This is a genomic window from Paragemmobacter kunshanensis (genome assembly GCF_011059185.1).
Taxonomy (GTDB): domain Bacteria; phylum Pseudomonadota; class Alphaproteobacteria; order Rhodobacterales; family Rhodobacteraceae; genus Paragemmobacter; species Paragemmobacter kunshanensis.
In genome coordinates this window covers 49,971-64,321 of the sequence record NZ_JAALFE010000012.1, presented here as the reverse complement: position 1 = coordinate 64,321, position 14,351 = coordinate 49,971, and the positions used below count along the sequence as shown (strand labels likewise).

The following is a 14,351-nucleotide window of genomic DNA, read 5'->3' as shown; positions in this document are numbered from 1 at the left end:
TGGCCGCGCCCTTCCGGGATTTGCAAGACGTCCCGAAAACGCCTATTGGAAAGAACGGGAAATGGTTCGGCGGAAAGTAGTTTAACGTTGAACAAACGGGCGGAGGGCAGGATGGACGAACAGGCCAAGGGCGACGGTCGCGACAATGCGCGCCAGGCGGCGCTGGATTATCACGAATTTCCCAAGCCCGGAAAACTGGAAATCCGCGCGACAAAGCCGCTGGCCAACGGGCGCGACCTGTCCCGCGCCTATTCGCCGGGCGTGGCCGAGGCCTGCCTTGAAATCAAGGCCGACCCCGCCACCGCATCCCGCTACACCGCGCGCGGCAACCTTGTTGCCGTGGTGACGAACGGCACCGCCGTGCTGGGCCTTGGCAATATCGGCGCGCTGGCGTCAAAACCGGTGATGGAGGGCAAGGCCGTCCTCTTCAAGAAATTCGCCAATATCGACTGCTTCGACATCGAGTTGAACGAACCCGATCCGGTGAAACTGGCCGAGATCGTCTGCGCCCTCGAACCCACCTTCGGCGCGATCAACCTTGAAGACATCAAGGCCCCCGACTGCTTCATCGTGGAAAAACTCTGCCGCGAGCGGATGAACATCCCCGTCTTCCACGATGACCAGCACGGCACCGCCATCGTGGTGGGCGCGGCGGCCACCAACGCGCTCATCGTGGCGGGCAAGAAGTTCGAGGATATCAAGGTCGTCTCCACCGGGGGGGGGGCGGCAGGCATCGCCTGCCTGAACATGCTCCTCAACCTCGGCGTGAAGCGCGAGAATGTCTGGCTCTGCGATCTGGCGGGGCTGGTCTACGAGGGCCGCCACGACCAGATGACCGCCCAGAAAGAGGCCTTCGCCCAGGGCACCACCCCTGCCACGCTCGATGATGTCATCGCGGGGGCCGATCTCTTCCTCGGCCTTTCCGGCCCCGGCGTGCTGACGCCCGGGATGGTGGCGAAGATGGCCCCCCGCCCCATCGTCTTTGCGCTCGCCAACCCCACGCCCGAGATCCTGCCCGATCAGGTCCGCGCCGTGGCCCCCGATGCGATCATCGCCACGGGTCGGTCGGATTTCCCCAATCAGGTCAACAACGTCCTCTGCTTCCCCTTCATCTTCCGCGGCGCGCTGGATGTGGGCGCGACCGTGATCAACAAGAAGATGGAACTGGCCTGCATCGAAGGCATCGCGGCGCTGGCCCGCGCCACCACCAGCGCCGAGGCCGCCGCCGCCTATTCCGGCGAGAAACTCTCCTTCGGCGCGGATTACCTGATCCCCAAACCCTTCGACCCGCGCCTGATCGGCGTCGTCGCCACCGCCGTGGCGAAGGCTGCGATGGAGTCGGGCGTCGCCACCCGGCCCATCGCCGATCTTGATGCCTACAAGCGCGGGCTGGACGGTTCGGTCTTCAAATCCGCCCTGATCATGCGCCCGGTCTTCGAGGCGTCGAAGATCGCCGCCCGCACCATCGTCTTTGCCGAGGGCGAGGATGAACGCGTCCTGCGCGCGGCGCACGCGATGATGGAGGAAACCAACGACATCCCCATCCTGATCGGCCGCCCCGAAGTGGTGGAGATGCGCTGCGAACGCGCGGGCCTTCCCATCCGCCCGGGCCGCGACGTGCATCTGGTGAACCCGGAAAACGATCCCCGCTACCGCGATTACTGGGGCACCTATCACGATCTGATGGCAAGGCGCGGCGTCTCGCCCGATATCGCGCGGGCCGTCATGCGCACCAACACCACCGCCATCGCCGCCATCATGGTGCATCGTGGCGAAGCCGACAGCATGATCTGCGGCACCTTCGGGCAGTATCACTGGCATCTGAACTACATCCGCCAGGTGCTTGCCCGCGGCGGCCTGCATCCCGTCGGCGCGCTCTCGCTGATGATCCTGGAAGACGGCCCGCTCTTCATCGCCGACACCCAGGTCAATCCCGAACCCTCGCCCCAGCAGATCATGGAAAGCGTCATCGGCGCCGCCCGCCATGTCCGCCGCTTCGGCCTGACGCCCAAGATCGCGCTTTGTACGCAAAGCCAGTTCGGCAACATGGACAATTCCGCCGCCCAGCGGATGCGCGCCGCGCTGGAACTGCTCGATGCCCGCGAACCCGACTTCTGCTATGAAGGCGAGATGAACGTGGACTCCGCGCTCGACCAATCCCTGCGCGACAGGCTCCTGCCCAATTCCCGCATGGAAGGCGCGGCCAATGTCCTTGTCTTCGCCACCACCGATGCGGCGGCCGCCACGCGCAACATCCTGAAGATGAAGGCCAACGGCCTGGAAGTCGGGCCGATCCTGATGGGCATGGGCAACAAGGCCCATATCGTGACCCCCGCCATCACCGCGCGCGGCCTGCTGAACATCTCGGCGCTCGCCGGAACCCCCGTCGCGCATTACGGCTGAGGCCCCCCCTCTCCCCAACCCTCTCCCCCCAAGCGGGGGGAGAGGGAGCTTCCCCCGGCCTTCGACCCGCGCGCGGATTGCCCCTTCGTCCTGGCCCAAATACCCAATCCACCGCCCCCACGCGCCGCGGCCTGGAACAGCACCCCTCCCTCTCCCCCCGATCCGGGGGGAGAGGGCCGGGGAGAGGGGGGCATCAATGCAAAGTGAGTCGCCGGGAAGTTTGCAAACCGGCCCGCCTTTCGCGGCGCGCCGCGAAATCCCCCATGATTTGCAAAAATTTGCAGCCATCTACAGCAGATTCTGCAAAACAAATTGCCGCAGCCGCCTGATGTTCCCGGTAACAGCGTTGCGCGAACCGCCCCCCGTCGCGTAACAAACCCCAACTCGTGGAGGAGGGCATACAATGGCATACCGTGAACTCTATGCGAAATGGAAGGCCGATCCCGAAGGCTACTGGCTCGATGCCGCCGGGGCCATCGACTGGGTCGAACGCCCGACCACCGCGCTGAACGCCACCCGTGCGCCGCTTTACGAATGGTTCACCGACGCAAGCGTCAACACCTGCTGGAACGCGGTCGACCGCCATGTCCTCGCCGGCCGCGGCAAGCAGCCCGCCATCATCCATGACAGCCCCGTCACCGGCACCAAGCATGTCATCACCTATGCCGAATTGCAGGACCGCGTCGCCCGCCTCGCAGGCGCGCTGAAGGCCAGGGGCGTGGGCAAGGGCGACCGCGTCATCATCTACATGCCCATGGTCCCCGAGGCGCTGGAGGCCATGCTCGCCTGCGGCCGCATCGGCGCGATCCATTCCGTCGTCTTCGGCGGCTTTGCCGCCAATGAACTCGCCGTCCGCATCGACGACTGCACCCCCAAGGCCATCCTCGCCGCCTCCTGCGGGATCGAGCCGAACCGCGTCGTCCATTACAAACCCCTCCTCGACGCCGCCATCGACATGGCCGCGCACAAGCCCGATTTCTGCGTGATCCTGCAACGCGAACAGGAAGTGGCGAAACTCATCGAAGGCCGCGACGTCGCCTGGCATTCCTTCCAATATGGCGTAGACCCCGCTGAATGCGTACCCGTCGAAGGCAACCACCCGGCCTATATCCTCTACACCTCCGGCACCACCGGCGCGCCCAAGGGCGTGGTGCGCCCCACCGCGGGCCATCTGGTGGCGCTGGCCTGGACGATGCGCGCCATCTACAATTGCGGCGTGGGCGATGTCTTCTGGGCCGCCTCCGACGTGGGCTGGGTCGTGGGCCACAGCTATATCTGCTACGCCCCCCTCATCGCGGGCTGCACCACCATCGTCTATGAGGGCAAACCCGTCGGCACCCCCGATGCGGGCGCCTTCTGGCGCGTCATCAGCGAACACAAGGTCCGCGCCTTCTTCACCGCCCCCACCGCGCTGCGCGCCATCAAGCGCGACGATCCCGAAGGGCTGCTGGTCAAGGATTATGACCTGAAGAACCTCCAGGCCCTCTACCTTGCCGGCGAACGCGCCGATCCCGATACCGTCAACTGGGCCGGGCGCCACCTGAATGTGCCGGTGGTCGATCACTGGTGGCAGACCGAAACCGGCTATGCCATCGCGGCCAACCCCCTTGGCATCGAACAGCTTCCCATCAAGGTGGGCTCCCCCTCCGTCGCCATGCCGGGCTTTGACGTGCAGGTGCTGGATGAAGGCGGCCACCCCGTCGCCCCCGGCCAACTCGGCGCCATCGCGATCAAGCTGCCCTTGCCCCCCGGCACCCTGCCCACCCTCTGGAACGCCGAGGACCGGTTCCGCAAATCCTACCTCGCCCATTTCCCCGGCTATTACGAAACCGGCGACGCGGGCTATATCGACGAAGACGGCTATCTCTACATCATGGCCCGCACCGATGACGTGATCAACGTCGCGGGCCACCGCCTCTCCACCGGCGCGATGGAAGAGGTGCTGGGCTTCCACAAGGATGTCGCCGAATGCGCCGTCATCGGCATCTCGGACGATCTCAAGGGCCAGTCGCCCTTGGGCTTCCTCTGCCTGAACAAGGGCTGCACCCGCCCGGCCGAAGAAATCGTCAAGGAATGCGTCGCCCTGATGCGCGAAAAGATCGGCCCCGTCGCCGATTTCAAGCGCGCCGTGGTGGTGGACCGCCTGCCCAAGACGCGCTCGGGCAAGATCCTGCGCGGCACCATGGTCAAGATCGCCGACGGGGCAGAGTTCAAGATGCCCGCCACCATCGACGATCCGGCCATCCTCGATGAGATCCGCACCGCGCTGCAGGGGCTCGGCCTCGCCCGCGGCTGATCCCGCCTGAACCGGTCCGCGGGCGCGGGCCTACTGCGGGAAGGGTAGGGCATGCCGGACTGGACAAGCCGCCCCATGCGGATAGTCTTGGCGCATGGAACAGACGGCTTCGCCCCTTGCAGCGACCGGCCCCGCGCGGCGGGGCCCCTGCGCCTGCCCCTACCCCCGCCGGGGGGGCGGCCCTGCGGGCCGCGCGCCGCAATGACCGGCCACGATCCGACCGGCATCTTCGGCACCAGCACGGCCCTGCACGACATCCTCGTTCTGGCCGGGCCGGAAACCGCCCCGCGCCTGCTGCAGCAGATCCATGCCGATCTCGTCGCGGTCGCGTCCCTTCTCCTGCCCGCCCTCCCCCCGCCCCATGACTGGCCGCAGATCCGCCGCCAGACCCATGTGCTGATCTCGCTGGCAGGCACCATCGGCGCGATGCGCCTGCATGGCCTCGCCATCGAGATGAACACCGCCGCCCATGATCAGGACTGCAGCCGCGCCGCCGCCCTGCTGCCGCCGCTCGAGGCCGATCTCACCGGCCTGATCGCGCTTGTCGGCCTGCGCCTGCCAGGCCACGGGGTCGTCGCATGACCACCGCCGCCTCCCCGCCCCAGCCGCCCCTCCTGCTGATCGAGGATACGCCCTCGCTCCAGATGGTCTACCGCTCCGTCCTTACCCATGCAGGCCATGCCGTGCGCAGCGCGGGCAGCGCCGCCGAGGGGCTCTCCGCCTTTCGCGATACCGGCGCGACGGTGGTCCTGCTCGATCTGATGCTGCCCGATCGCGACGGGCTCGACCTCATGCAGGAGATGCTCGCCCTCCGCCCGGAAACCGCCGTCATCGTGATCACCGCCAACGGTTCCATCAACAAGGCGGTCGAGGCGATGCGCGCCGGGGCCTATGAATTCCTGGTCAAACCCTTCGACGAAACCCGTTTCCTCGGCGCGGTGGAAAATGCCCTCGCCGGCCGCGCGGCGGGCCGCCCCCGCCTCGCACGGCCCGCCACCCGCCGCCCCGGCACGCCCGAAGCGCCCAGGCCGATCCCGCGCAGCGAGGCCGCCCCCCCACCGCCTCCCGCCCCCATCAACGCCACCACCCCCGGCCCCGCCACCGCCTTCGTCGGCTCCTCCGAACGCATGGCGCGCCTGCAGGGCATGATCCGTTCCGTCGCGCGCTCCATGGCCACGGTCTTCATCACCGGCGAAAGCGGCACCGGCAAGGAACTCTGCGCCCTCGCCGTGCATGAATATTCCCCCCGCGCCTCCGGCCCCTTCATCGCGCTCAACTGCGGCGCCATCCCGCAGGACCTGCTGGAATCCGAGGTGTTCGGCCATGTGAAGGGCAGCTTCACCGGCGCCATCTCCGACAAGCCGGGCGCCGCCGCCGCCGCCGATGGCGGCACGCTCTTCCTGGATGAAATCTGCGAGATGGCCCCCGCCCTGCAGACCAAGCTGCTGCGCTTCCTGCAAACCTCCACCGTGCAGCCCGTCGGCGCCACCCGGCCGCGCAAGGTGAATGTCCGCATCGTCTGCGCCACCAACCAGGATCCGCTCGACGCCGTCCGCCGCGGCCATTTCCGCGAGGATCTCTACTACCGGCTCTATGTCGTGCCGATCCACATGCCGCCCCTGCGCGACCGGGGCGACGACGTGATCGAGATCGCCGAAACCGCCCTCGCCCGCTTTGCCGCCGAAGAGGGCCGTCGCTTCGACGGCCTCTCGCCCGAGGTAGAGGCCCTCTTCCGCCGCCTGCCCTGGCCCGGCAATGTGCGCCAGGTGCTGAACGTGATCCGCCATGTGGTGGTGATGAACGAAGGCGGCCTCGTCACGCCCGAGATGCTGCCCGATATCGTGGCCGATGAGCCCGGCCCCGCGCCGCCTCTGCCTGCCATCGACGGGCAGGACCGGGAACCCGCCCTCGATGCGCTGATCGGCAAGCCACTGGCCGAAATCGAACGCCTGGTGATCGAGGCCACGCTGAAACGCTTCGACGGCTCGGTCCCCAAGGCCGCCCGCATCCTCGAACTGGCACCCTCCACCCTCTACCGCAAGATCGACGGCTGGAAGTAAGCCAGGCCCGGCGCGCGCGGGGTCACCATGCGGAACACCCGTAGGGCGGGGTTCACCCCGCCACGCGCCCCCGCTCCGGCCATACCCTGCCCACCCCGCGCAACGCCGTAGGGCGGGGTTCACCCCGCCACCCCCCCCCAAAAAAAAGACATAGGGCGGGGTCAACCCCGCCCTACGGCCGCACCGCAAGCCTTCGGCTTACGACAGCACCCGCCGCAGCGCCGGCACCTGCCGCAGCAGCACCAGATCCAGCACGATCACCGCCGCGATCGCCGCCCCGCCCAGCGGGAAGGCCAGCCCCAGCACCACGATCAGCGCCGCCGCCCCCCACCAGAAGGCCAGACCCTGCGGCGCGGGCGGCGCGGCCAGGCGGAAGGCCCGCTCGGGCCGCCGCTTCCACCACATCACCAGCCCCGATACCGGCAGGAAGATCATCGACAGGCAGAAGACCGTGTTCAGCGCGATGTTCCACACCCCCATGTCGCCTTCATGGAAGGCGATGCCATAGGCCATGGCCTTGGCCCAGGGGGAGTAATCGGCATAGCCCACATCGGCCAGCACATTGCCGGTATACTGGTCGATATGGATCGTCCGGTCCGCGCTCGGGTCCGGCCCGTCATTCGACATGCTGTCATGGCTGATCGTCCAGACCCCGGTCTCGTCGCCCGGCAGGGCGATCTGGAACCGCCCGTCGAACCCGAGGCCGCGCGCAAACCCCGCCACGCCGTCGATATCCACCGGCCCGGCCACCGCCTGCACCCCGGCCAGCGATCCGCTTTCCGGCATCGGCGTCTGCTCCAGCCCCCAGGGCACGCTCTTCTCCGCGCCATGGTTCATCTCGGCATGGGTCTTGTCCGACAGCGGCACCGCATCCCATTTCTCGGCCGGAAAGGTCGACCAGGCCTGCACCATCTTGCCGCCCCAGATCCCGGCCCAGCTCAGGCCCGAAATCAGGAAGACCAGCAGCACAACCGACATCCACATCCCCACCGCACCATGCAGCGCCTTCCACGCCCCGCGCGACGAGAAGGCAACCTTCGGCAACAGCGCCTCGCGCCAGCCCGCGCCCCGGCGCGGCCAATGCAGCCAGAGGCCGGTCACGACAAGGATCACGCCCAGCGAGGCCGCCGCCTCGATCAGCCAGTCGCCCAGATCGCCGATCAGCAGCGTGCCATGGATCTCGGTCGCGAAATCATACCAGCCCGCCCGCCAGGGGAAGGTCTCCACCACCTCGGCGGTATAGGGATTGATGACCACCGTCATCTCGCCCGCCTCGCCCGCCACGCGGAACACGGCCACCCGGTCCGCCGCCATCGGCTCGATATAGGCCCCCGCCACGCCGCCGGGAATGGCGGCCTCGGCCGCCGCCTGCAGGGCGGATACCGCCAGCGGCGCATCGCCCGGCTGGATGACCGTCCGCTCGCCATTGATCTCGGTCAGGGCCGAAATCCACAGCATGATCAGGCCGGTCACCGCCAGCATGATCAGGAAGGGAAACACGTAAAGGGAACTGTAGAAATGCCAGCGCCAGACCGTGAAATAGCGCCGTTCCGTCGCCGCGCGGGCGACATCTTCCGTTGTGGAAACCATGGGATCCATCCTTTGTCCATGAGCTGGCCGCCGCACCACGCGGCAGCCTGAAGATCGCATCAGGAAAAGGTCGTCTCCGGGGGGCCCCGCGCCGGGGGCAGGATCAGCGGATCGTCGGGAACCGGCTGCCCGCGCGTGACAGGCCAGAGCGCCAGGACCAGCCGCCCCCGCACGGGGGCGGGCAGGGCCATCCCTGCCGCCGCCATCGCGCATTTCTGCAAGACGCAGGCCGGGCACTCCATCGCGCCATGCCCGTTGCGATGCCCCGGGCTTCCCGCATCATGGCAGAGATCGGCCAGCGATCCGCCCGAGGCGAGGAAGGCCGCCATCGCCGCCGCCTCGGCGGGCCGCTCCAGCGGGCGATGCGCCGCGCCTGCGCCCACCAGCGCAAGGCCCAGCAGAAGGGCCATCACGGCCCGCATCACCGATGGAAAGCGCGGCATCCACATGCCGACAGCGCTAACGCAACTCTCCGCCCCCGATCAAGGGGGCATCACGGATGGACGTGAAAGCCCCCCCGCGCGCCCGCCCCGGGCCTGACCCGGGGCCTCCCCGAACCGCCCCGAACCGCCCCGAACCACCCAGAACCGCCCACAGGCCCCGGCTCACGTCCGGGGCGCCGGGCTGGCCCGGCACCCGGCCCGACTCATCCCCCCGCCTGCCATGATTAACGCAGCCCTACCCGCGCGCGCGTCTGCACCGGCTGCTGCACTGCCCGTCTGCACCGGGCGCGGCACGCCCTCCGGACGGAATCGCGAAAATGAATGCAGCGTTCCCCGCGGGTTAGACGAATTGCTCGTTGATCAGCCGCTCTTCCAGCCCATGCCCCGGATCGAACAGGATGCGATGCCGCACCCCCGGCTCCGACCGCACCTCGACGCTTGCAACACCCCGCACCGATCCGCGGCTGTCGGCATCGGCCATGACCGGGCGCTTCTCCGCCTCCAGCACGTCGAAACGCACGACCGATGTGCTGGGGATCAGCGCCCCGCGCCAGCGCCTTGGCCGAAAGGCCGCCATCGCCGTCAAGGCCAGCACATCCGCCCCGATGGGCAGGATCGGCCCATGCGCCGAATAGTTGTAAGCCGTTGATCCCGCAGGCGTTGCCACCAGCGCCCCGTCGCAGACAAGCTCCTCCATCCGCACCCGTCCATCGACGCTGACCCGCAGCTTCGCCGCCTGCGGCCCCGCGCGCAGCAGGCTCACCTCGTTGATCGCCAGCGCCTCGTGCCGCGCGCCCTCCACATCCAGCGCCTGCATCCGCAGGGGATGGATCACCGCCTCTTCCGCCGCCGCCAGCCGCGCGGGCAGGTCGCCGGGGGCATAGGTGTTCATCAGAAAGCCGATGGTGCCGCAATTCATCCCGTAAACGGGCAGCGCCAGCGCCTGGGTTTCATGCAGCGTCTGCAACATGAAGCCGTCCCCCCCCAGCGCCACCACAACATCTGCCCTCTCCAGCGGCACCTGCCCGTAACGCGCCGTCAGCACCCGCAGGGCCTCGGTCGCCGCGGATGCCGTCGAAGCCATGAAGGCGATGCGTGAAAAGGCCATCGGCCCAACCTCCCCTGATCCTGCCCCGCAGTCTTGCGGGCGGCTTGGCGCAAACTCAACCCCCGTTCCGATCCGCGACATAAGTTCCGATGCGCACATTTATTTCGCACCGTGCGCCTTTGGAGTCGTTTTCCTGCCTTCCCGCATTGCCCCCATTGCGCTAGATGCAGCCCAAGCCCGCGAATTCCGCCATGAGGAGTGCCCATGAACGCCCCCCACCGCGACACCGGATTCTTCACCGAACCGCTCGCCACCCGCGATGCCGAACTCTTCGGCGCGATCACCCAGGAACTTGGCCGCCAGCGGCACGAGATCGAACTGATCGCCTCGGAAAACATCGTCTCCCGCGCCGTGATGGAAGCGCAAGGGTCGGTGATGACCAACAAATATGCCGAAGGCTATCCCGGCAAGCGCTATTATGGCGGCTGCCAATACGTTGATATCGCTGAAAATCTGGCGATCGAACGGGCCTGCAAGCTGTTCGGTTGCGGCTTTGCCAACGTGCAGCCGAACTCCGGTTCGCAGGCCAACCAGGGCGTGTTCCAGGCGCTGATCCAGCCCGGCGACACCATCCTCGGCATGTCGCTCGATGCGGGCGGCCACCTGACGCATGGCGCGGCCCCCAACCAGTCGGGCAAGTGGTTCAAGGCCGTGCAATACGGCGTGCGCAAGCAGGATCTGGAACTGAACTATGACCAGGTCGCCGAACTGGCGGCCGAGCACAAGCCGAAGCTGATCATCGCCGGCGGCTCCGCCATCCCGCGGGTGATCGATTTCAAGCGCATGCGCGAAATCGCCGACTCGGTCGGCGCCTATCTCCTTGTGGACATGGCACATTTCGCGGGCCTCGTGGCGGCGGGCCTCTACCCCTCGCCCTTCCCGCATGCCCATGTCGCCACCACCACCACGCATAAAACCCTGCGCGGCCCGCGCGGCGGGATGATCCTGACCGACAGCGAAGAGATCGCGAAGAAGGTCAATTCCGCCATCTTCCCGGGCATCCAGGGCGGCCCCCTGATGCATGTGATCGCCGCAAAGGCCGTGGCCTTCGGCGAGGCGCTGCAACCCGGCTTCGTCACCTATCAGAAACAGGTCATCGCCAATGCCAAGGCGCTGGCGGATGAGCTGATGAAGGGCGGGCTCGACATCGTCACCGGCGGCACCGACACGCATCTTATGCTGGTGGACCTGCGCCCCAAGGGCGTGAAGGGCAATGCCACCGAAAAGGCCCTGGGCCGCGCCCATATCACCTGCAACAAGAACGGCATCCCCTTCGATACCGAAAAGCCCACCATCACCTCGGGCGTCCGTCTGGGCACCCCCGCAGGCACGACGCGCGGCTTCGGTGAGGCGGAGTTCCGCCAGATCGCCCGCTGGATCACCGAAGTCGTCGATGGCCTTGCCGCCAACGGCGAAGACGGCAACAGCGCGGTCGAGGCCAAGGTGAAGGCCGAGGTCGAGGCCCTCTGCCAGCGCTTCCCGATCTACCCGGATCTGTAATCCCCGACCGTGCCGGAAAATGACGCATTTTCCGGAACGGTTTTTGACACAAAAACCGGTGGCACCCGGCATCGCATCCGGGGCACCCGATCAGGGCAAGGGCAGGGATTTTCAGGAAAATCCCTGCCCCTTTCGCAAACAGACCACCCCTCGCTCCCTGGGCGCGCCCCCGGAAAATGCGTCATTTTCCGCCGCGATTTCTGCGTCAGAAATCGCCCCCCCTGCGCCCCCGCCCAGACATCTCGCTGTCCCGAGTGATCCATGACCCCATCCCCCGCCCCCGGCACCCGCAACCTCGAACGCCGCCTGGGGGATTGGGCCCGCGCCCGCCTGCCCCATGCGCTGGCCGAATTCGTCATGTTCGTGCTGAAACAGGGCTGGGCCTGCCTCTTCGGCGGGCTGATGCTGGCCGCGATCATCGCCAGCCACCTGATCTGGCAGCCGGGCTGGACCCTGCACCGCTATGACGCGCTCTTCCTTTTCGCCATCGCCACGCAGGCGCTGTTTCTTTGGAAAAAGCTGGAAACCTGGGAAGAGGCGCGGGTGATCCTGCTCTTTCACCTGACCGGCACGGCGATGGAATGGTTCAAGGTTTCCGCCGGATCCTGGGGCTATCCCGAACCCGCCCTGTTCAAGGTGATGGGCGTGCCGCTGTTCTCCGGCTTCATGTATGCCGCCGTGGGCAGCTATATCGCCCGGGTGATCCGCATCTTCGACATGCGCTTCACCCCCTATCCGCCCTTCGCCTTCACGGTCCTGCTGGCGGTGGCGATCTATGGCAACTTCTTTGCCCACCACTTCCTGCCCGATATCCGGCTTCTGCTCTTCGCGGCGACGCTGGTCCTTTTCGCCCGGACGCGCGTCTGGTTCCGCGTGACCGATCACCCGCTCTGGATGCCGATGCCGCTGGCGGCCTTCCTCGCCAGCCTCGCGCTCTGGATCGCGGAAAATGTCGGCACCGCCACCGGCACCTGGCTTTATTCCGGCCAGTTGCCCGGCCAGATGGTGGGCCTGGGCAAGCTCGGCTCGTGGTATCTGTTGCTTTACGTCTCGTTCGTGACGGTGACGCTGGTCAGCCGCGCGGCCCTTGGCGGCGCGGCCCCCGCCGTCAGATCAGCCCCGCAAAGGCCAGCCCGAGATAGAGGATGACCACCGACAGCACGGCCGTCACCCCGCTTTGCAGCGCGCCGCGGATGGGGGGCAGGCCCGGATGGCCCGGCTCCACCGCCTGAAGATGGCGCAGGCAGACGCGGTAATCCTCGTCAAAGCGCTGCGGATCCACATCCAGCAACTCGCCCGCCCGCGCCTTGCGCTCGGCCACGGCGATGCGCCAGCCCGCGGCCCGCGCCTCGCCCATCAGGATCCGCCCGGCCCGGCCCAGCCGCGCCTCCAACGTCGCCCCCTTGACGCCCGCCCGTTCCTCAAGCAACTCGGCAAGGCGATTGGCTTTCTGAAGAATGATGATCGCGCTGGCAGACATCTTAATACCCCTTAATGGATTGTGGCAGGATAGCGGCAAGACTGGGGCGGAAAAACCGGGCGGATGGAAACGACCGGGTGACGAAGGCGAAACAATGCTGAAGCTGATCCACCATCCCGCCACCCGGCCCGCCACCGATGCCGACAGCGTGGCCGCGCCGCCGCTTGTCATCGCGCATGGCCTGTTCGGCTCGGGGCGGAACTGGGGCGTGATCGCCCGCCGCCTTGCCGATATCCGCGATGTCTGGGCGGTGGACATGCGCAACCATGGCGAAAGCCCCCGCGCCGCCCGCCACCGCTACCCCGATCTCGCCGCCGATCTGGCCGAGGTGATCGCCCATATCGGCGCCCCGGCCGATCTTCTGGGCCATTCCATGGGCGGCAAGGCCGCGATGCAGCTTGCCCTGACCGAACCCGATCTGATCCGCCGCCTGATCGTCGCCGATATCGCCCCCGTCGCCTATGCCCATGACCAGACCCGCCATATCGACGCGATGCGCGCGCTGGATCTGGCCAACCTCACCACAAGGGCCGAGGCCGACCACCGCCTTTCCGCCCTGATCGAGGATCCGGGCCTGCGCGCCTTCTTCCTGCAATCGCTGGATCTCAAGGCCGAGGGCGGGCCGCGCTGGCGGCTCAACCTTGATGTGCTTGAGGGTGAGATGCCCCATATCGTCGGCTGGCCCGGCACCGAAGGCCGCTTCGACCATCCCACGCTTTTCCTGACCGGCGCGCAAAGCCACTATGTCCGCCCCGAACACCGCGACACGATCCGCCACCACTTTCCCGCCGCCCGCTTTGCCCGCATCCCCGATGCCGGGCATTGGCTGCATGCCGAGAAGCCGCGCGAATTCGAAGAGACGGTCCGCGTCTTCCTGACCGCCCCCGATCGCGCCTGATCTGATCGCGCCTGACCGGCCCTCAGCCCGGCCGCCGCATCCGGTTCATCAGCCCGTCCTTGCGGATGAACTGATGCCAGAGCGCCGCGCCGACATGGCCCAGGATCAGGATGACAAAGGCAGGCTTGCCCAGCTCATGCAGTTCCGCCAGGTCCTCGGATGCCCAGAACCACGCAAGCAGCCCCAGCACCGGCACCCCGATCATCAGCGCATAAAGCGCCGCATGCCCCAGGACCGCGGCGAGTTTCATCACGGCGGGTTCATCCGCGGGCAGGTCCGGCACGCCCCGCATCAGCCGCAGGCCCAGCCGCCAGGCCACCAGCACCAGCACCGCCACGCCGATGCCGATATGGGCCAGCGCCCCGGCATCATAGACCGGCGCGCCGCCCGTCTCGATCGCGCGCCAGCCGGCCTTGATCCAGTCCTCGAAGATCAGGTTGACCGCGATCAACCCCGCGATGACCCAGTGCAGGGTGATCTGGCTTCGTGAATATCCCTTCGGTGCCATCGGCCCCTCTCCTGTGCTGACAGGGGCAGCATGCCCCGCTTGGGCCAGCCGCGCCAGCGGGCAAC

The 14,351-nt window shown here is 67.4% G+C and carries 12 protein-coding genes; 7 read left to right on the top strand and 5 right to left on the bottom strand.

The annotated features are described in order from the left end of the window. Positions 1–111: 111 nt before the first annotated feature. The 4 genes from G5V65_RS13025 (at position 112) to G5V65_RS13010 (ending at position 6,759) form a co-directional block, all read left to right on the top strand. Positions 112–2,403 (top strand): NADP-dependent malic enzyme, encoded by a 2,292-nt coding sequence (locus G5V65_RS13025; RefSeq protein WP_165050792.1) that lies wholly within the window; start codon positions 112–114, stop codon positions 2,401–2,403. A 403-nt stretch (positions 2,404–2,806) separates the two neighbouring features. Further along, on the top strand, positions 2,807–4,699 hold the full coding sequence (locus tag G5V65_RS13020) for a propionyl-CoA synthetase (protein WP_165050790.1): 1,893 nt from the start codon (positions 2,807–2,809) through the stop codon (positions 4,697–4,699). Between the two features lie 201 nt (positions 4,700–4,900). Further along, complete coding sequence (locus tag G5V65_RS13015; RefSeq protein WP_165050787.1) at positions 4,901–5,281, top strand: Hpt domain-containing protein; 381 nt, start codon at positions 4,901–4,903, stop codon at positions 5,279–5,281. After that, positions 5,278–6,759, top strand: a complete 1,482-nt coding sequence (locus tag G5V65_RS13010; protein ID WP_165050785.1) for a sigma-54-dependent transcriptional regulator — start codon at positions 5,278–5,280, stop codon at positions 6,757–6,759. The genes G5V65_RS13015 and G5V65_RS13010 overlap by 4 nt, the downstream gene beginning before the upstream one ends. A 198-nt stretch (positions 6,760–6,957) precedes the next feature. Here the strand turns inward: G5V65_RS13010 and G5V65_RS13005 are convergent, their stop codons facing one another. The 3 genes from G5V65_RS13005 to G5V65_RS12995 all read right to left on the bottom strand — a co-directional run bounded on the left by G5V65_RS13005 (position 6,958) and on the right by G5V65_RS12995 (position 9,900). Continuing rightward, positions 6,958–8,349, bottom strand: a complete 1,392-nt coding sequence (locus G5V65_RS13005) for a PepSY-associated TM helix domain-containing protein (RefSeq protein ID WP_165050782.1) — start codon at positions 8,347–8,349, stop codon at positions 6,958–6,960. Positions 8,350–8,408: 59 nt separating this feature from the next. After that, complete coding sequence (locus tag G5V65_RS13000; protein ID WP_165050779.1) at positions 8,409–8,792, bottom strand: hypothetical protein; 384 nt, start codon at positions 8,790–8,792, stop codon at positions 8,409–8,411. A gap of 340 nt (positions 8,793–9,132) precedes the next feature. Then, on the bottom strand, positions 9,133–9,900 hold the full coding sequence (locus G5V65_RS12995) for an NAD kinase (protein WP_165050777.1): 768 nt from the start codon (positions 9,898–9,900) through the stop codon (positions 9,133–9,135). 204 nt (positions 9,901–10,104) lie between these two features. Here G5V65_RS12995 and glyA point away from each other — a divergent pair, with 204 nt between their 5' ends. Then, entirely contained in the window at positions 10,105–11,400 is a 1,296-nt protein-coding gene (gene glyA / locus G5V65_RS12990) for a serine hydroxymethyltransferase (RefSeq protein WP_165050775.1), read from the top strand. Between the two features lie 261 nt (positions 11,401–11,661). After that, positions 11,662–12,549, top strand: coding sequence for a DUF817 domain-containing protein (locus G5V65_RS12985; protein ID WP_165050774.1), 888 nt, complete (start codon positions 11,662–11,664; stop codon positions 12,547–12,549). Here G5V65_RS12985 and G5V65_RS12980 read toward each other — a convergent pair. Further along, entirely contained in the window at positions 12,509–12,880 is a 372-nt protein-coding gene (locus G5V65_RS12980; RefSeq protein WP_165050773.1) for a hypothetical protein, read from the bottom strand. The genes G5V65_RS12985 and G5V65_RS12980 overlap by 41 nt on opposite strands. Positions 12,881–12,974: 94 nt before the next feature. Between G5V65_RS12980 and G5V65_RS12975 the strand changes: the two genes are divergently transcribed. Beyond that, entirely contained in the window at positions 12,975–13,778 is an 804-nt protein-coding gene (locus G5V65_RS12975; protein WP_165050771.1) for an alpha/beta fold hydrolase, read from the top strand. Positions 13,779–13,800: 22 nt separating this feature from the next. Here the strand turns inward: G5V65_RS12975 and G5V65_RS12970 are convergent, their stop codons facing one another. After that, entirely contained in the window at positions 13,801–14,286 is a 486-nt protein-coding gene (locus tag G5V65_RS12970) for a cytochrome b (RefSeq protein ID WP_165050769.1), read from the bottom strand. Positions 14,287–14,351: the final 65 nt, after the last annotated feature.